This is a genomic window from Clostridium sp. Marseille-Q7071, assembly GCF_965112025.1.
Genome location: NZ_CBCOPR010000001.1, coordinates 927,180 through 945,662, shown reverse-complemented (window position 1 = coordinate 945,662; position 18,483 = coordinate 927,180). Strand labels below are relative to the sequence as shown.

At 30.1% G+C, this 18,483-nt stretch carries 16 protein-coding genes and 1 pseudogene; 4 read left to right on the top strand and 13 right to left on the bottom strand.

Translation table 11 applies throughout. From position 1 onward, the window contains the following. Positions 1-282 precede the first annotated feature (282 nt). From ACWPW7_RS04380 to ACWPW7_RS04370, 3 genes are all read right to left on the bottom strand, one after another. Positions 283-1,812: a glycine betaine uptake BCCT transporter gene (locus ACWPW7_RS04380; RefSeq protein WP_454052543.1), complete on the bottom strand. Its 1,530-nt coding sequence runs from the start codon at positions 1,810-1,812 to the stop codon at positions 283-285. A 452-nt stretch (positions 1,813-2,264) separates the two neighbouring features. Further along, positions 2,265-3,578 (bottom strand): betaine reductase selenoprotein B, encoded by a 1,314-nt coding sequence (grdH, locus tag ACWPW7_RS04375; RefSeq protein ID WP_454052542.1) that lies wholly within the window; start codon positions 3,576-3,578, stop codon positions 2,265-2,267. Positions 3,579-3,651: 73 nt separating this feature from the next. After that, entirely contained in the window at positions 3,652-4,977 is a 1,326-nt protein-coding gene (locus tag ACWPW7_RS04370) for a glycine/sarcosine/betaine reductase component B subunit (RefSeq protein WP_454052541.1), read from the bottom strand. Between the two features lie 194 nt (positions 4,978-5,171). Between ACWPW7_RS04370 and ACWPW7_RS04365 the strand changes: the two genes are divergently transcribed. Continuing rightward, the gene (locus ACWPW7_RS04365) at positions 5,172-5,843 is read left to right on the top strand and encodes a TetR/AcrR family transcriptional regulator (RefSeq protein WP_454052540.1); all 672 of its coding nucleotides are present in this window, start codon (positions 5,172-5,174) and stop codon (positions 5,841-5,843) included. A 115-nt stretch (positions 5,844-5,958) separates the two neighbouring features. On the opposite strand, the gene ACWPW7_RS04360 is transcribed toward ACWPW7_RS04365, so the two are convergent. The 3 genes from ACWPW7_RS04360 to ACWPW7_RS04350 form a co-directional block, all read right to left on the bottom strand. Then, a complete protein-coding gene (locus ACWPW7_RS04360; protein ID WP_454052539.1) occupies positions 5,959-6,525 on the bottom strand; it encodes a hypothetical protein in 567 nt (188 codons plus the stop codon). A 214-nt stretch (positions 6,526-6,739) separates the two neighbouring features. Next, complete coding sequence (locus tag ACWPW7_RS04355) at positions 6,740-7,762, bottom strand: MerR family transcriptional regulator (protein WP_454052538.1); 1,023 nt, start codon at positions 7,760-7,762, stop codon at positions 6,740-6,742. 199 nt (positions 7,763-7,961) lie between these two features. Beyond that, positions 7,962-9,518: an ABC-F family ATP-binding cassette domain-containing protein gene (locus ACWPW7_RS04350; protein WP_454052537.1), complete on the bottom strand. Its 1,557-nt coding sequence runs from the start codon at positions 9,516-9,518 to the stop codon at positions 7,962-7,964. A 340-nt stretch (positions 9,519-9,858) separates the two neighbouring features. Here ACWPW7_RS04350 and ACWPW7_RS04345 point away from each other — a divergent pair, with 340 nt between their 5' ends. Beyond that, the gene (locus ACWPW7_RS04345) at positions 9,859-11,037 is read left to right on the top strand and encodes a class I SAM-dependent rRNA methyltransferase (RefSeq protein ID WP_454052536.1); all 1,179 of its coding nucleotides are present in this window, start codon (positions 9,859-9,861) and stop codon (positions 11,035-11,037) included. Between the two features lie 33 nt (positions 11,038-11,070). Here ACWPW7_RS04345 and ACWPW7_RS04340 read toward each other — a convergent pair whose 3' ends face one another. Further along, a complete protein-coding gene (locus ACWPW7_RS04340) occupies positions 11,071-11,262 on the bottom strand; it encodes a hypothetical protein (RefSeq protein WP_454052535.1) in 192 nt (63 codons plus the stop codon). A 406-nt stretch (positions 11,263-11,668) separates the two neighbouring features. Here ACWPW7_RS04340 and ACWPW7_RS04335 point away from each other — a divergent pair, with 406 nt between their 5' ends. Next, the gene (locus tag ACWPW7_RS04335) at positions 11,669-12,889 is read left to right on the top strand and encodes a NupC/NupG family nucleoside CNT transporter (RefSeq protein ID WP_454052534.1); all 1,221 of its coding nucleotides are present in this window, start codon (positions 11,669-11,671) and stop codon (positions 12,887-12,889) included. A gap of 783 nt (positions 12,890-13,672) precedes the next feature. Here the strand turns inward: ACWPW7_RS04335 and ACWPW7_RS04330 are convergent. The 6 genes and pseudogenes from ACWPW7_RS04330 to ACWPW7_RS04305 form a co-directional block, all read right to left on the bottom strand. After that, positions 13,673-14,554 (bottom strand): DMT family transporter, encoded by an 882-nt coding sequence (locus tag ACWPW7_RS04330; RefSeq protein WP_454052533.1) that lies wholly within the window; start codon positions 14,552-14,554, stop codon positions 13,673-13,675. A gap of 138 nt (positions 14,555-14,692) precedes the next feature. Then, positions 14,693-15,091 (bottom strand): annotated as a pseudogene (locus ACWPW7_RS04325) (hypothetical protein). Positions 15,092-15,112: 21 nt separating this feature from the next. After that, on the bottom strand, positions 15,113-15,262 hold the full coding sequence (locus ACWPW7_RS04320) for a hypothetical protein (RefSeq protein WP_454052532.1): 150 nt from the start codon (positions 15,260-15,262) through the stop codon (positions 15,113-15,115). 65 nt (positions 15,263-15,327) lie between these two features. Continuing rightward, complete coding sequence (locus ACWPW7_RS04315; RefSeq protein ID WP_454052531.1) at positions 15,328-15,555, bottom strand: LD-carboxypeptidase; 228 nt, start codon at positions 15,553-15,555, stop codon at positions 15,328-15,330. Positions 15,556-15,848: 293 nt separating this feature from the next. Continuing rightward, positions 15,849-16,556 carry a 2-phosphosulfolactate phosphatase family protein gene (locus ACWPW7_RS04310; protein ID WP_454052530.1) on the bottom strand — a complete coding sequence of 236 codons (708 nt, stop codon included), beginning with the start codon at positions 16,554-16,556 and terminating at the stop codon, positions 15,849-15,851. Beyond that, positions 16,553-17,491: a TIGR01212 family radical SAM protein gene (locus tag ACWPW7_RS04305; protein ID WP_454055468.1), complete on the bottom strand. Its 939-nt coding sequence runs from the start codon at positions 17,489-17,491 to the stop codon at positions 16,553-16,555. The genes ACWPW7_RS04310 and ACWPW7_RS04305 overlap by 4 nt, the downstream gene beginning before the upstream one ends. A gap of 388 nt (positions 17,492-17,879) precedes the next feature. Between ACWPW7_RS04305 and ACWPW7_RS04300 the strand changes: the two genes are divergently transcribed. Then, positions 17,880-18,302, top strand: a complete 423-nt coding sequence (locus ACWPW7_RS04300; RefSeq protein ID WP_454052529.1) for an EamA family transporter — start codon at positions 17,880-17,882, stop codon at positions 18,300-18,302. Positions 18,303-18,483: the final 181 nt, after the last annotated feature.

Here is an 18,483-nt window from a genome sequence, read left to right as displayed (position 1 = left end):
TATACTAAGATATAGTATGCTTGTACAATATATTTGGTCCTATTTTTAGTATTGTTATAAATTTATTTACTTAAATTAAATTTGAATTATTAATTATATAGTACTTAATGAAACTTATTCCATAAAAAAATAGAGATAAGATCTATACATCTTATCTCTATTTTGCTTGCTTATTACATTATTTATATTCTAAAATTATACAATTTTACTCTTTTTATGGGACATATATGAACATTATAAAATCATTAAAATGAACATTAAATATTTAATTTTAAAAATCATTTATATCTTTTCTTCCCTAAAAGCTTTCCATAATGATATACAAGCTAATAACATTACTAATATAAAAGGAAAAGCTGCCACTACCGAAGCTGTTTGAAGCGATTTTAATCCTCCGGATAATAATAATGCTACTGCTAACAATGATTGTACTAATCCCCATAATACTTTTTTAGTATTAGAAGGATTTAAATCTCCCTTTGAAGTCAGCATACCTAAAACAAAGGTAGCTGAATTTGCAGAAGTAATAAAGAAAGTACAAAGTAATACTATAGTTATTACTGCTATAACTATACCTAATGGATAATTTTGAACTACAGCAAAGTATGCTGTTTCAGGAACTGCCGCTATCTCTTTAAGTTTATCAAGAGGTATCTTTCCTGTAATACCTAGATCAATTCCTAAAGTTCCAAAAATTGAAAACCAAATTAAAGAAGCTATTGTAGGCGCAACTATAACTCCTAATATAAACTCCCTTATTGTTCTTCCTCTTGAAATTCTAGCTATAAATATTCCTACAAATGGAGCCCATGCTATCCACCATGCCCAATAAAATATTGTCCATCCATTTATCCAGCTATTATCTCCGAAAGCCTCTAAATGTAAACTATCTTGTATAAAGTTTCCAATATAAGCTCCTGTTCCACTTGTTAATGAATTTATCATTTTAATTGAAGGTCCAATTAAAAAGCATAGTATTAATATGCCAAAGGCAAGTATTAAGTTTAAATTCGATATTGCACTTATCCCTTTTTCTATGCCCTTAACTGCTGTATATATAAATATTATTGTAATAACTGCAATTATAATCAATTGAACTAAGTTAGTTGTAGGTATGTCAAACATATAGTTAAGTCCACTATTTATTTGTAATGTACCTAGTCCTAGAGAAGTAGCTACCCCTGCTACTGTAGCAAATACTGCTAATATATCTATTGTTTTCCCTATAGGTCCATTTACTCTTTCTTCTCCTAACAATGGAATAAATATGCTACTTATAAGCCCAGGCTTACCTTTTCTAAATTGAAAATAAGCAAGTGCAAGTCCTATTATGCTATAATTTGCCCAAGGATGAAATCCCCAATGCATTAAAGATGATTTCATAGCGAAATTTGCTGCCTCTATTGAACCTGCTTCAATTCCTGATGGCGGTGATACAAAATGAGAAAGTGGCTCCCCTATTCCCCAGAACACAAGACCAATTCCCATACCAGCTCCAAAGAGCATTGCAAACCATGCTGTAGTACTATAATCCGGTTTAGAATCCTCTGGACCAAGTTTAATCTTACCATACTTACTGAATGCTACTACAATAGCAAAAATAACAAATACAAGCATTGAACTAAGGTATGCCCATCCGAACTTTTCTGTTAAAAAAGCAAATAAGTTGTTAGACATATTAGCGAAATTTTCTTGAGCTAATATTCCCCAAAGTACAATGGCAAAAGTGATGATTAAAGATATAATAAAAACTTCATCAGTCTTTGATTTTGGTGATAATTTATTATTTACTGATGGCTCAATATTTTTCATAAATAGCCCCCCAAATATTTATTTTATATGAGGCTGACATTATAATAGATCTACTACATTAAGACTTAATATATAGCTAAATATAGCTGTTTTTAGATATTTTAATTCACAACTTAGAACGATTGAAAATTGACAATAGACAATTGACAATTAAGGTGGAAATTAATTCTCTCAAATTAATTTCTTTAATAATTTAGTTAAAAATCATAGCTTTTTAACTATTTTCTAATAATAACTTCTTATTTTTATTAAAATATCAAAATAAACTCAATTAATTTTACAAAATAATCAGTTGAAAAATTCTCATGCTCTGCTGAGAATTCACCATAATTGTCCATTTTCCATTGTCCATCGTCAATTATCGCTTCTATAGTCATCTGAACTTAAATAATTCAATGCATAAATTAAATTTGAAAATAGTAAATATACCATTGTCAGCCTTCAGATTCTTATTACATTTTCACCTTAAATACTGTTTGTTCTTTAACATCTTCGGTTAATGCATCTAATGCGACACCTAATCTGTAATATCTTAATCTCCACTGTTCTTCTTTAGTAGTAGCTGGATCTCCTAATGGGTATGGTATGGATATTGTAGGAACTATTTTATTTGCTCCTGCGGTTTTAGCCACTGGTATTAAATTAGCCATTTGGACTATTGGGAATCCTGCTTTTTCTATTTCTTTTACCATCGTTGCACCACAACGTGTACAAGTTCCTCACGTAGAAACCATTATAACTCCATCCACTTTATCTCCTCTAAGATATTCAACTATTTCTCTGGCCATTCTTGCTGCTTCTGCTTGAGTTGTACCGGTTCCAACAGTTGAATAGAAATAATCATGAAGAGATCCGAACTTACCTTCTTTTTCATATTGTCTTAATACATCTAATGGCAGAATTACATTAGGATCATTATCCGCTGCTGCTGGATCAAATCCTGCGTGTATTGTCTTATATGCTCCACCTTCTAAGCGGTTCATATCTTTAATATTATATCTTCCCCATCTAGTTGCAGATGCAGATTGAATTCTGTCTGGATTGTCAACAGGCACAATTCCTCCTGTTGTCATGATTGCAATTTTAGCCTTAGATAAATCTTTGATTGGAGTAGCTATCGGTACTCTATCTGCTTTTGGTATTGGAAGCTCTGTAATAAATTCTTCTCCCCTTAACTTTTTTATAAGCATTTCTACTGCTCTATCAGCACCTGTTTTTCTGTCTTCTCTCCATATTTGATGCCTTATTCCTCTCGGATAATATCCTTCTTTGTCAGCGCCTAAATTTTCTTCACCTTTTAATAACTTATTACCAAACTTAGCCATAGCCTTTATATCTGCTCTCATTTTCGCTGCACTATGCCCACCTCTGAATATATACATTTCCTTTTTAAACATCTCAACACCTGGATTTTCAATATGCATTGATGTTATAACAGGTACATTGAATTTATCTTTTACTGCTCTGCATATCTCTCCACAGGCAACTCCATATCTTCCTGCTTGAAAAGCTGGACCTGCAAAAAACATATCGAAATCTATATTTTCAAGTTCTGATAAAATAATATCTATTGCTTCTTCTGTATTAGAGCCCATAAAGTTATCTCCACAAATTATTGTATGTGTAACTTCTGCCTCTTCTAAATTCTTATTTAATTCTATAGCTGGTCCTACTAAACCATTTTTTATAACTGGTTTAAAATCAGCCTTATCTTCTCCTCCAATTTGACCAAAGAACTGATTTATATATAAAATCACTTTTTTCATATAATTTATCCCCCTATAATTTATTGAAGATTATTTTTGGTTATTATAATTATTGATTTTTATTATTTTAGAACTAAAAATCTATTACTGTTTTTGGTGACCATCCACAAACTTGGTCTCCACAGAACATAGCATTATTTTCCATTATAATTGAACCATCCTCTCTAACTGATGGTCCTAAGATTTCATCATTAGACCATCCTCCTGAAAGTCCATCTCTTCCTAATGCTTCAAGCTCTCCTAATACAATCTCCATAGGTGGAAGTTCTATAAGTTCAGAAACATTACCACAAGATACAATTGCATTTTCCTTTTCATCCATAGATACTAGCGGTTGTGATTGACCATCTCTACCAGTACATTCATTTGTTAACCCTACAACTTTAACCCCTACGTCTTCTAATGCAACTATACAAGCTGTAAAATCTGCATCAGGATTCCCATATCCTTCTTCAGCAACTATGGCGCCATCCGCTCCTAAGTTTTTTGCCATTTGAGATACAAATAAAGCTGCTCTATTTTTTTGCTCCAATGCTACATTAAGATTGGACATTATTACCCCTAAAAAGTTAAGTGTCTTACCATGTTCCTTATATAACCTCTTAATAGTGGGATTATTCTGAAATTCATAGGTAGCCCATTTAGAAGAGCAAGGCATAAAACTTCCTGATACCACTGCTCCATCTAATATTTCATTAGGATGCATAAAAGTAGGTATCATTCTATTCATATCCCAACCATAAAGCAAATCATTATATCCTAACTCCTCCATTTGAGATTGGGGCTGCATTACGAATACCATACTAGGAAGTTTGTTTATATCTTCACTTCTCTTTGTAACAGATTCAAGTTCATATACTTCCACCTCTTCTGGTTCTTGATTTTTTACGCACTGAGCTATAAATTCAGCAAGTTTATGACCAGCTTCTCTTAATGCCCTATTCTTTTTTTGTTGCTCTCTTTTTTCAAATTCCTCATTAGTGTCAGCAACTAATACTATATTTTTAAGCTGGGAGTAATAAGTATACTTAGCGCCTTCCCCACTCATATCTATTAATCCATCTTGAAATCCACCCCAATGTTTTCCCACTACAAGTAAGCTACAATCTTTAAGTGCATGAGTTCTTCCCTCTCCAGCTTTAACAAGTTCTCCTGTATATCCAGGGAATAAAGGGTTTCCATTTAGTCTAACTCTTGGTTCAATAGCTTCTTTAACAGGAACAAGTCTTACCTTGTCTCCTGGTTTTACAATATATAATTCTGCTTCTATAATACGTTCATCTTGTTTAACAAAGTTTAGTGTTTCTTCTTTGTTTATTGTCAATAGCCCATCTTTAAACTCTGTGTTATCTCCAAAAACAATATCTCGTACATGGAAATTTCCTATTTCTAATTTCATAAACCCACCTCATTTTTATAATTTTCTAAATATTCTATATAGTTAAATAATATTCTGTTTATCAAATTGTGTAGACCGGTTTATAAACATGTTTACAAATTGTTAAACACCTATCTATTACTTTTTCAAATATTAATATTTCTTTATTTATGATATAATAGTAAATTATGGATGTACATTTAAGGAGAATACAAATGGCAAAAACTGCTTTAGAAAAAAAACAAGTTATGATTTCTTTTATAGATGCTGCCTCACAAATTATGGATAGTGAAGGTATTGAAAGTATCACAGCAAGGAGAGTAGCTAATTTAGCTGGTCATAATGTTGCTATAATTTACAGGTATTTTAATAACCTAGATCATCTTATATTCTTTGTCTGTGTAAAATACTACAATAAATATGTTCATGATCTATATAACTATGTAAATATAAATGATAATACTATAAAAATTTACTATAATATTTGGAAGTGTTTTTGTGTTCACTCCTTCAATAATCCACAAATATTTAAAGCTATGTTCTTAAATAATATAAATCAGTCTTTTACTCAAGCTATAAATAATTATTATGAATTGTTTCCTGAAGAATTGGAAAGCTTGCCTAAGGAATTATCTCATATGCTAGATAAGGAAAATATACATGATAGAGATAAGGCTGTGTTATTAAAGGCAGCAGAAGACAATTACATAGATAAAAAAGACTTAAATGAAATAAGTGAAGTGATTATTATTTTTTATGAAGGTATACTTACAAGACTTATAAGTGATTATCATAAATATACTAGAGAAGATGCTCTAAACTTGACTTTGAAATTCATTAGACAAATATTGAAATCTTATTGTTTAAAAGATATAAACTTAGATTAGCAAATATTTTAAAAATCAAGATAGAAAAAGTCTATAACATATATTTGGTTATAGACTTTCTTATATACTATTTTAATTATTCTATTATCTTTTTTAATAGCTTAAATGTTTATTATCAAAACTTCCAAAAATAAATTATTCTTGGACCCTTTGAAACTCTATCTCCTGTCCTTAGAATCTTAATTACCTTTTTGGGCTTTACATTTAATGTCCATTCCGAGATCATTTTTTCATCAATCATATGGTGCTCCGGATAATTTGCATTATCTTTAGGACAATCCCACATATAAGGGAAACTTAATATAGCTGCTTTTGAAGTTCTCATAACTTCCTCAAATGCCTCCTTTTGTTTTCCCTCTAAATGCTCCCAAACTTGTAATGCAATAAACAAATCATAAGCCTTATCATCTATTGGCCAAGGTACAACTGTGGCATCATGTTTAAACTCTTTATTTATATACTTCTCAGGTCTACCCCATACATCAATCTCTGGCTTAACCATAATATCACAATTCTTCACGATTGTTTGAAATGCAGGTCCTAATTCTAGAACCTTCTCAATTTTACTCTCTTGTTTTATAATATTTATTACTTCACTAAAATAAGCCCATCTTCCCTCATAATAGTTAGACAAAGAACTTTTAAGTAAATTATTAAAATCCTCTTTGTTCATTAAGTCCACTTATTATTCCCCCTTTTTATCCATACCTCAATAAATTCTTTTTATAAAATATACTATTTTTCTTAATTTTACCATTAGGATGAAACATATTAAATATAAAAACAAAAGAGCCAAAACTAGCTCTCAATATTAAATATTATTATACAATTTTTGTTATCCAATAAAGAGTACATAGGTTGTGTGGTTTTTACTATAAAATTACACTCCTCACTCTTCATATCTTATTGTCATTTTTATTACGATTAGCAACTATAACCCCTACAAGTGGATGTACCTTATGTACTTCAATAGTAAAATCAAAGTTCAAAAAGCAATTCATTAGTTCTTCAATACTTGAAGGAAAATCTACTTCTGGTCCATATCCCACTAAAGCAAACTCTTCTCTATGATCGTTAGGATTTTCAAAAAACATTAAATCACCTATAACAATACTTTGTAAATCTTCTCCACCTATATTAATCATCTTTTCTATAGCTTTTTGTTTATACTCTGTAATTAAATGGTGTAAAGCATAATTTGATATAATTTTTGTAACATGCTTTGTTTGTAAATCTACATTTAAGTTAGGTTCTTCAAAGGTTCCTATATAAAACTCAATATTATTTATTCCTTCATTTTCTACATTTTCTTTAGCTTCTTTAAGCATTCCTTCACTAATATCTACCCCAATTGCTAGTTTTACCTTTTGAGATAATTCTATAAGTTGTTTCCCTGTACCACAGCCTAAATCCAGTACCACATCATTCATATTTGGCTCAACTAATTCATTTATTAACTCTGCAGTTTTTGCTCTCCAATAATAGCTATTAGTAACATATTGTTTACAGGCATTATTAAATCTTTGCTTTGCTCTTACTTCCATATTGGTTATCCTGATAATATCAATGAGCTCCTGAACTTCAAGAAAACTATTGCTTTGTATTTTTTTCTTTGCCTTGCTTAGAGCAGTAATAACTGTTTCTATATGCTTCTTTTTATCTTCTAATGCTTTTGTTTGAACATCAATTATGCTTCCTATATCCTGTCCCTTTTCACTTAAAATCTGTTTTATTTCTTCAAGAAATAATCCAACAAATTTTAATGTAGTAATCTGCTGTAGTTTAGTAAAATCCTCATCACAATAAATTCTACAACCTTTGTCTGTCTTTCTAGATGGTTGTAATAGCCCAATTTTATCATAATGCAGTAATGTCTTCACAGTTACCCCTGATCTCTTAGCGAACTCACTAATTTTCAAGAATATCCCCCCTTTAATATTATTCTAAATTCTAACCTTAGGTTAGAGTCAATACCAATTTTAATTACTTCCAAATATATGGAAATAATATCTAAATTCACCAAATAAATATAAGACAGTAATAATACCTGTTAATATTATTACTGTCTTTGTACTATTGTTAATATTAATTTACATTAAATCGTCGTACATAGAGTTATTATACAATTTTTGTTGTCCATTCCTCACAATTCCATACCTCCGTTACTATATCTCTATAGAATTCTGGTTCGTGGCAAACTATGAGTATTGAGCCCTTATATTCTTTTAGCGCTCTTTTTAATTCTTCTTTTGCGTCTACATCTAAGTGATTAGTAGGCTCATCTAGGATAAGTATATTCGTCTCATTGTTTATAAGCTTTGCAAGTCTTACCTTTGCAGCCTCCCCTCCTGAAAGTACCATTACCATGCTCTCAATATGCTTTGTGGTTAATCCACACTTAGCAAGTGCTGCACGTACCTCATATTGGGTATAACTAGGAAACTCTTTCCAAAATTCTTCTATACAGGTATTTGTATTTCCTTCTCTGCTCTCTTGCTCGAAGTATCCTATGTATTGATAATCTCCAAGTTCTACCTCTCCACTTAGTGGTTTAATATCTCCCATAAGACTTTTTAAAAGAGTAGTTTTTCCAAGTCCATTAGAACCCACAAGGGCTATTTTTTGCCCTCTTTCCATGTAAAGATTTAATGGTTTTGTAAGAGCACTATCATATCCTATAACTAAATCCTTAGTTTCAAAGATCATTTTTCCTGCTGCTCTTGCTGGTTTAAAATTAAAGGTTGGCTTTGGCTTCTCTTTTACAAGTTCTATTTTTTCTATTTTATCTAGCTTCTTTTGTCTAGATTTAGCCATGTTGGCAGTAGCCACATTTGCCTTATTTCTTGCAACAAAATCCTCAAGCCTTGCGATTTCTGCTTGCTGTCTTTCATAAGCCTGCTCTAATTGCTTTTTCTTCGCCTCATAAATTCTTTGGAATTCATCGTAGTCGCCAACATATCTTGATAATTCTTTATTTTCCACATGATAAATAAGGTTAATTACTGAGTTTAAAAATGGTATATCGTGAGATATCAGTATAAATGCATTTTCATAATTTTGTAGATATCTTTTTAACCATTCAATATGAGCCTCATCTAGATGGTTAGTAGGCTCATCAAGAAGTAATATATCTGGACATTCAAGTAATAACTTTGCAAGCAAAACCTTTGTCCTTTGGCCACCACTTAAATCAGCCACATCTTTATCAAGTCCTATATCTAAAAGTCCTAATCCCTTAGATACTTCTTCCACCTTACCATCTATAACATAAAATCCATTATGATCTAACATGTCTTGGATTACAGCTGTTCTCTCCAGCATTTTTTCAAGTTCTTCTGGAGACACGTCTCCCATTTTCCCATAAAGTTCGTTCATTTCTGCTTCTGCATCAAAAAGATATTTAAAAGCATCTCTTAATATATCCCTTATGCTTATTCCCTTTTCCAAAGCTGCATGTTGATCCATATATCCAACTCTAACATTATTAGACCATATAACTTGACCTTCATCAGGCATTAATTTACCTGTAATTATATTCATAAAGGTAGACTTACCTTCTCCATTTGCTCCTATAAGACCTATATGTTCTCCTTTTAAAAGTCTAAAAGAAACATTTTCAAATATAGCTCTATCACCAAAACCATGACTAATATTTTTAACCGTAAGTATGCTCATTTTATCTCTCCTTAAAATTCAATATAGGCACAATTTATAGTTTAAAATATAAACCTATATGATGTCAAAAGAAAAGTAAATCAAGGGACAGTTCATTTCAAAATGAAAATTATTAAAAAGATTGAACATTCCTTATTCTTAGCTATCTCCATCAGTATTAGTTTAAGTTTTTGGACATTGTTCCAAGCTACACTGCACCTCAGGGGAACCCTAAAGGGTTTCACTACTGTTCCCCAGAGGTGGAAAGACTTAATTGTGCATTGTGAATCTAATATTGAGGTTATATAAAAATTTACACTGTGATATACTACTTACATCTTATTTTTTAGGAGGACAAAAGATGAATTGTAAATTTTATTTGGATAAAGGTCGTGGTAAAAGAGCCTTAAGTGGTCATCCATGGATCTTTGCTACAGAGATAAACGGCTATGATGGGGAATATACTAATGGGGATATTGTTGAAGTTTATACTTCCGACAATACTTTTATAGGAAAAGGATACATAAACGATGCCTCCCAAATAGCTATAAGAATAATGACTAGGGATATAAACGAGGAAATAGACAAAGATTTTTTTAGAAGAAAATTAAAAGATGCCTGGAAATATAGAGAAAAGGTTGTAGATACATCTTCTTGCAGATTCATTTTTGGAGAAGCTGATTTTATACCTGGAATGGTTATAGATAAATTTGAAGATATTTATGTAATTCAATCCTTAGCACTAGGAATTGATAAGTATAAACAAACTATTGTAGATATATTAATTGAAGAATATAATGCAAGGGGAGTTTATGAGAGAAGTGATGCTGCTGTTAGATTAAAAGAAGGGATGGAGCAAACTAAAGGATTTTTAAGTGGAACTTTTGATACCATGATAACCATTGAAGAAAATGGTGTTAAATATTATGTGGACATAGAAAATGGTCAAAAGACAGGATTCTTTTTAGACCAAAAAGAAAATAGAAAAGCAGTACATAAAATTTGTAAAGACTCAGAAGTTATAGACGTATTTACTCATACAGGCTCTTTTGCCTTAAATGCTGGAATTGCTGGTGCTAAAAGTGTTTTAGGCATAGATATATCTCAGCATGCAGTGGATTTTTGCAGAAAGAATTCAGAGCTTAACGATTTACAGGATATAGTTAAATTTGAATGTCATGATGCCTTTGACATATTAAAAGAGTTTAACTATGAAGGAAGAGAATTCGATGTTGTAATATTAGATCCCCCTGCTTTTACAAAAGCAAGAGAAACTATAAAGAATGCTAAAAAGGGTTATAAAAAAATAAATTACAGAGGAATAAAATTAGTAAGAAAGGGTGGTTACCTTGTAACAGCTTCTTGCTCACACTTTATGAGCCCAGAACTATTTAAAGAAGCTATATATGAAGCAGCAAAAGATGCTGGTAGAATGCTTAGACAAGTAGAATTTAAAACTCAAGCACCGGATCATCCAATACTATGGACAGATAATGAAGAGTCTTACTATTTAAAATTCTTTATATTTCAAGTTATATAGCAAAACCGTGACTAAATGTCACGGTTTTTAATATTATTTTCTATCATCTATTTTAGCTGATGTATAATCTTTAAGATTATAATAGTTTGGTATTTCATTAGAAAATTCTGAAGAAAACTCATTATGCCTATTATGTCCACTATTATTTTGTGATTCTATATATCCTTGTTCTTTTCCTAAATTAAAAGCTCTTTCTAAATCTTCTTGAGTAAAAATTTTTTTCACATTTAACACCTCTTAACTTCTGAATATTAATTAAAAATAGCTTTCCTAAAAATTATCTTTAATATACATTGCGTTCTCTTCTAAAAATATTTACTCTTTTAAAACATTTAATATAAATTTTATTAACATTATAAATTTTCTCAAAGTATTGGAAATTTTAATAAAAATAAATTTATAACTTTTTACAAAACATTCCTATCTTATTTATTTTCAAACCATAAATATATTTAAGCCCTTTATTTGTGCGGTTCTTTTCTATACTTATTTCTAAATGACAAACATTATCATTTAAAATGAATAAAATGTTTTGTTGAAAATTGTCGAATTTTATTCTATATTATTTAATGGACTTTACAAGTACATCTATGTTCTGAGTCTAAAAATTTATATATACGGAGAATGTATTATGGATAGAATTATAGGAATTTTTGGTTTAGCTATTTTTATCTTAATAGCATATTTATTTTCTACTAATAGAAAAAAAGTTGATTGGAAGCTTGTTACTATTGGAGTAGTTCTTCAAGTAATATTTGCACTATTAGTACTTAAAGTACCTTTAGGACAAAAGTTTTTCCAATTTGCTAGTAATATAATTGATAAATTATTGCAATTTACTACTGAAGGTACAGCTTTTGTATTTGGAGATTTAGTAAACGTAAATAAAATAGGATTTATATTTGCATTACAAGTACTGCCTACTATAATTTTCTTTTCAGCACTTATGAGTATACTTTATCATCTAGGTGCTATGCAGTTCTTTATTTCAATTATATCTAAGGGACTTGCAAAAATTTTAGGAACTAGTGGAGCAGAAACATTATCTGCAGTAGCTAATATATTTGTAAGTCAAAATGAAGCACCCCTTATTATAAAACCTTACATAGGCAAAATGACTAAATCTGAGTTATATTCAGTTATGGTTGGTGGTATGGCTACCGTTGCTGGTAGTGTTATGGCTGGTTATGTAGCTATGGGTGTTAGTGCTGGTCATTTACTTGCAGCCAGTGTTATGTCTGCACCAGCAAGCTTAGTTATAGCAAAGATTATGATTCCTGAAACGGAAGAACCATTAACTAAGAACTCAATTGAATTGAAGAATGAAAAAACTGCTACCAATATAATTGAGGCAGCAGCCAATGGAGCTATAGATGGTATTCAAATTGCTTTTAATGTAGGTGGATTATTAATAGCTTTTATAGCTTTAATAGCTTTGTTAAACTTTCTTTTAGGATGGCTAGGTGGATTAGTTGGTGCTGACTACTTTAGCTTAAGTTGGATTTTTGGTAAACTTTTTTCACCTGTTGCATATATAATGGGCATTCCGACAAAAGACATAGCCGTAGCAGGAGATCTTCTTGGACAGAAAGTTGTATTAAATGAATTTGTTGCTTATGCTAATCTTTCACCACTAATTTCTAGTGGTCAATTAACTGAAAAAACAATAGTAATATTAACTTATGCACTTTGTGGATTTGCTAACTTTAGTTCTATAGCAGTTCAAATAGCTTCTATAGGTGGAGTTGCACCTGAAAAACGTGGGGATGTTGCAAAGCTAGGATTAAAAGCAGTTTTAGGAGGCTCTCTAGCAGCCTTCATGACTGCTGCTATTGCAGGTGTATTGCTATAATCTTTATAAAAGATAAAAATCTATTAAGAATATAACTAATCTAAAATAGAGATATCCTATATGTAATATTGCATATAGGATATCTCTATTTTATTAGATTATATGTAGTTATACTCTTATCCTTAAAAATTAATATATAGCTAAATATAGCTACACCCTTGAGTATTTCAATTTACAATTTAGGAAACTGATAATTATTGAAAAAGTTATTTATAAATATTTTAAAGTTAAACGAGAAATTTTCTTCAATTTCTCATTAATTATATATTTCGACATGTATTAAAGGCATTTATGGGCTTATTTGTAATAATAAATTTATTTACTTTTAGTACTATTAATGTAATAATATACATATAGTAAATATTTGGAAGTAAAAGAGGTGATTTTTTGAAAAAACTATCCACCTTTAGACTTATTCAAATTTTTATATTTTTCCCCCTTTTAATTGTACTGGCAACTTATAATATGAGCGAAAAAGAGCAAATAACATTTATATCCCTTTTTACCCTCTATACAGTAATATATGAAGTTTTACTCCTTAGGAAAAGACATAGCAAAGCCCCAAAATAAACTTAATTAGTTTTGGGGCTTATTTATATATGAAGATATATAATAACAAAATTAAATATATCTCAATTTACTACCAGAAAAGTTGAGAAATTCTCATGCTCTGCTGAGAATTCACCACAATTGTCCATTATCAATCCTCAATTATCAATTGATTAACTTCCCCAGAGGTGGAAAAGTAACCGTACATCGATAATAAAAAATTAGCTAAAGAAATTACTTACAAACAGATTGGGATTCACTTTTATTCTTAAAATCTAGCTCAGCAATTAAAACACTAAATAATAAAATTACTGCACCTACATATCCCTTTATAGTAAGAATTTCTCCTAAAAATACATAGGCAAATACAGCTGAAAAAGCTGGTTCCAATGATAGAATAAGTCCAGTATGAGTTGCACTTGTGTATTGCTGCGCAGTTGTTTGTACAATATAACCAACTGCCGTACAGAGAATACTTAGTGATAATACCACAAACCATGATGTAGTATTGCTAGGAAGCTTCACAGTCTCTGTTAACATTGAAAATACAACGCTAAAGATACCAACAAAACCAAGCTGCAAAACTCCAAGAGCAATTGAATCAACTTTCTGAGTAAAAATACTAGTTACAACAATATGTGTTGCGAATAATAGTGCGCATAATATACAAAGAATATCTCCACTACTTAATCTCAGCTCAGTATTTAACGTTAATAATGCAATTCCAATTAAGGCTAAACATATCCCACCAATAACTTTCTTCTCAATTTTTTGCTTTAAAAATATAAAAGAAATTACTGGTATTAAAACTACAGAAAGGCTAATTAAAAATCCAGCATTTGAAGCTGAAGTATATTTTAAACCAAATGTCATTGAAATAAAAACACCAAATAAAATTATTGATAAGATCAAAGCATATTTTATTGTTTTTACATCTGTTTTAAAAACCTGTTTTTTAAACACAATAGCAGATATGCCAAAAGCAATAATAAACCGTAATGCTATTAAATTAAATGGCTCAAAAGTTTCAAGTCCGATTTTAGTAAGAATATATGATGCCCCCCAAAAAATTGTAATCATTAACAGCATCAAATCTGCTTTTGCTTTTCTATTCATAGCCCTTCCCCCTATATAATACAATTAATATTACTTTAAATATTATTAACTCTCTTTAAGTGTTAGTAATATCTGTATTGTTTTTTAAATTTTCTGATATTTCCTCCTAAGCTTTCTATCTACGAATATAGATTCCCATCAATCTGCATTTCCAGATTCAGTGAATACAATCTCTTTTTTATCCGCATCTATAATAACTTTTGTTCCAAATGCTAGTGTAGCTTGAGGATTGTTATGACCTGCTCTAAAATTTGTAATTATTGGTTTTTTATATGGAAGTAAGATTTCCTTAAAAGTTTCTTCTAAAGCCAAATTGCTATTGTAGTATCCTTTATTTTCTAAATTGCAATTTGTCTATGTTCCCAGTATTATACCACTACACTCATCAAATTTACCTGCAAGAGATAGTGAGATTAACATCCTACCAATATTGGATACATCTTCTTTAGTATCTTCTATAAATAATATTTTTCCTCTTGTATCAATTTCATAATCAGAACCTAAAGTCCTCGCTAGCAGTGATAAATTACCTCCTATAAGTTCTCCTTCAGCTTTACCTCAAAACAACGAACCAATAATTTCTCCTAGAGGATTTTCTATCAAACCTGGTGCCTCATTTGTAAACAAATTCTTCTTGATACTGTCAAAAGTATAGGGCTCAAATTTAAATTTATTACCTTTCTTTTTATATATGTTTGAAGATGCCATAGAGTCGTGATAAGTAACCATCCTGCATATTTTATTAGGTGCTATATGCAACGCTGTAATATCACTTACCCTAAAAAAATCTTAGGATTTTCCTTTATCAGCTTATAGTCAAGTAATTTAAGTATATGTTGTATGCCATATCCGGCTTTTAAGCAAATGATTCCTTTAATATTTCTATCCTGAAAAGCATCATTAATATCTTTCGCTTTTAAATAATTAGATATTGGTAAATCTCTTTGTGTTATATAACAACTAGGATACATAACTGGTTCAAGTCTCATTGCTTTTATCATTTCCCCCCCTTTTTAACAACTTCCTTTATTGCTGGTGAGGATGGTACAATAATTGCTACCCTGTCTCCTACGTTTAATTTCTTTGGCTTAATAATCATAAATTACCTCCACTATCACGTAAGATTTTATTATTTAAGAAAAATTCTTTTTCTAATTACTACTAAAGATTTTCAGAACTTCTCCTCATAGTAGCTTTCCAATATGTAAAAACCTCAAGAGAACAGTAGTATGATTCTACAAGGGTTCCCCTGAGGTGTATAACTTAATTCGTCTCCAATTTTCTTTCAGATGCCTTATATATTTATTCTACCATCTCTATATTCTGGTACTATATCAACTACATCCTTAGAAAGACAATATTTCAAATCTTCTTCTAAATCTAGTTCTAATATTCTTTTGTAGTGAGAAGCATTTTTTACAAAGGAAAATATATCTTCATTATTGTTATATATATAATTGGAAGTTACCGCTATATCTGTAAGTTCTACCTCTGCTTCTTTTCTCATTAAATTTATTATATATCCACTAGTAATAAAATCATCTATGGAGAACTCCCCATATGTACCTGCATTTACAAATACTACATCTTTATTTAATTCTATTAGTTTTTTTGCAACAGCTTTTCCATTTATCATAGAAGCTATGAAGATTCTACTTGCCCCTTTTGAATTTTTTATAGCCCTTGTACCATTAGTTGTAGTCATAACTAATGTTTTACCTTGAATATTTTCTCTTGTATAATCTAATGGAGAATTAGAATAATCAAATCCCTCTATTTTAAGGGCATTTCGTTCTCCACCTAATACATATTTTTCTCTATCTTCCTTAACAACTTCCCTAGCTTCTTCTACATGAGATACAGGTATAACTTCTTTACACCCATTATTTAAAGCTGTGACCATCACTGAAGTAGCTCTAAGAACATCAATAACCACAACAACTTTATCTTTAATTTTTTCTTCTTTAATGTCACTAGCAGAAATTATTATATCAACTTTCATAAAATCTCCCCCTTAAAATTCATACCTTGATATAGATTTTCATCTTCTAACTTTTTATCGATAGCATTTAGAACTTCCCATTTCTTTAGACTCCACATAGGTCCTATTAGTAAATCTCTAGGTGCATCACCGGTTAATCTATGTATTACCATACTTTCAGGAAGTAATGTTATCGTCTCACCTATTAAATCTACATATTCTTCCATCTCCATAAGCTTTAAATCTCCACTTTTATAAAATTTTTCTAAAGGCGTATTTTTCATAAGATGAAGAAGATGTATTTTTATCCCTTGAATATCACTATGTGCTACGTAATTTATTGTGTTTATCATATCTATCTTACTTTCAGTAGGTAATCCAAAAATTACATGTGTTACTACATCAATATTTCTTTTTCTTAAATTTCTAACCCCTTCTTCAAAGGCTGAAAGTTCATAACCTCTATTAATAAGCCTTGCAGTTTCATCCTTTGAGGTTTGAAGTCCTAATTCTACCCATGTATAAACTTTATTTGAGTACTCTTCAATTAAGTCTAGAACCTCTTCACTTAAACAATCAGGTCTTGTAGCAATAGCTAATGCTACTACATCTTGTTGATTTATTGCTTCTTCATATTTTTCTCTCAAAATATTAATGGATGCATAAGTATTGGTATAAGCTTGAAAATAAGCTATATATTTTCCATCTTTCCACTTTTTATTCATCATCATTCTTATATCTTCAAATTGCTTAGATATAGAAAAGCACCTATCTCCTGCGAAATCGCCTGAGCCTCTCTCAGAACAAAATACACATCCACCTTTGCTTATAGTACCATCCCTATTAGGGCAAGAAAAACCTGCATCTAAAGATATTTTAAACACTTTCTGGCCAAATTTTTCTCTTAAAAAATAATTTAAATTATGATATCTCTTTCCCTTCCAGTTCTTTGTCATATCATATTCCTTTCTAAGCATAATGTTTTATCACTAAAATATATTATTAATAACAATACCTAAATTATAACGCAAAATATATACAAATAGTATTCTTTTAATATTATAAACACCTTAAGAATATAAAGATTTATAATATTTCATAGTTTTTCTTAATAGAATCTTAATTTGTAAAATATTTTGATTTCCATAATAAAAATCCTTGTTTATAAATTTAAAACTAAGAACGAGTACAATTTTGTAAAAATTTAACAAATAATATAAAGGATTTTTAACTCATTATATTTAATATAGTACAGGTAAACTTTATGCAAATTTTAATTTGAATATGTTTAATATTTAGGTTAAACTCTATAAGTCTAGATATTTATAAAAAGGAGAGGATATCATGTGGATTGTTTATTCTTTATTATCAGCAATTTTTGCAGCATTAGTTGCCATATTTGGTAAGATAGGGCTTGCTAAACTTGATGCTAATAGTGCTACCGCTATTCGCGCTATTGTTATGGCTATATTTACAACTTTAGTAGTATTCTTCCAAGGAAAATTTTCTGAGGTTTCTAAAATATTAGAAGATAAGAGAGCACTATTATTTATTGTTTTTAGTGGAATGGCTGGAGCCCTATCTTGGATATTCTATTTTACTGCTATAAAGACAGGAAAAGTAGCAGAGGTATCTGTTTTAGATAAAACTAGTGCAGTTATGGCAGCAATACTTGCATTTTTAATACTAGGTGAAAAAATAAATAAAACAAGTATATTAGGTCTAGCTCTTATGACTATAGGTGCAATACTTGTAGTTTTAAAATAAACTTTTATTCTTTATTTATCATGACAATTTTTAGAATTAGAACTACAATAATATAAATATAAGCACATAATAATTAAAATCCACTTCTGGAGAACTTCAACCAATTTTACTCTCATTCTCCAAAGGTGGATTTTCATAATAAAATTACAAATGAAAAATTAGTATACATCTCTTATACTTG

What these genes read in the sequence shown, in the direction of transcription:
- ACWPW7_RS04310 (WP_454052530.1), bottom strand. Translation starts at nt 16,556, where the DNA reads ATGAAAGTTGATATAATAATTTCTGCTAGTGACATTAAAGAAGAAAAA.
- ACWPW7_RS04330 (WP_454052533.1), bottom strand. Translation starts at nt 14,554, where the DNA reads ATGAATAGAAAAGCAAAAGCAGATTTGATGCTGTTAATGATTACAATT.
- ACWPW7_RS04320 (WP_454052532.1), bottom strand. Translation starts at nt 15,262, where the DNA reads ATGGCATCTTCAAACATATATAAAAAGAAAGGTAATAAATTTAAATTT.
- ACWPW7_RS04370 (WP_454052541.1), bottom strand. Translation starts at nt 4,977, where the DNA reads ATGAAATTAGAAATAGGAAATTTCCATGTACGAGATATTGTTTTTGGA.
- ACWPW7_RS04300 (WP_454052529.1), top strand. Translation starts at nt 17,880, where the DNA reads ATGTGGATTGTTTATTCTTTATTATCAGCAATTTTTGCAGCATTAGTT.
- ACWPW7_RS04305 (WP_454055468.1), bottom strand. Translation starts at nt 17,491, where the DNA reads ATGACAAAGAACTGGAAGGGAAAGAGATATCATAATTTAAATTATTTT.
- ACWPW7_RS04350 (WP_454052537.1), bottom strand. Translation starts at nt 9,518, where the DNA reads ATGAGCATACTTACGGTTAAAAATATTAGTCATGGTTTTGGTGATAGA.
- ACWPW7_RS04365 (WP_454052540.1), top strand. Translation starts at nt 5,172, where the DNA reads ATGGCAAAAACTGCTTTAGAAAAAAAACAAGTTATGATTTCTTTTATA.
- ACWPW7_RS04380 (WP_454052543.1), bottom strand. Translation starts at nt 1,812, where the DNA reads ATGAAAAATATTGAGCCATCAGTAAATAATAAATTATCACCAAAATCA.
- ACWPW7_RS04315 (WP_454052531.1), bottom strand. Translation starts at nt 15,555, where the DNA reads ATGATAAAAGCAATGAGACTTGAACCAGTTATGTATCCTAGTTGTTAT.
- ACWPW7_RS04335 (WP_454052534.1), top strand. Translation starts at nt 11,669, where the DNA reads ATGGATAGAATTATAGGAATTTTTGGTTTAGCTATTTTTATCTTAATA.
- ACWPW7_RS04345 (WP_454052536.1), top strand. Translation starts at nt 9,859, where the DNA reads ATGAATTGTAAATTTTATTTGGATAAAGGTCGTGGTAAAAGAGCCTTA.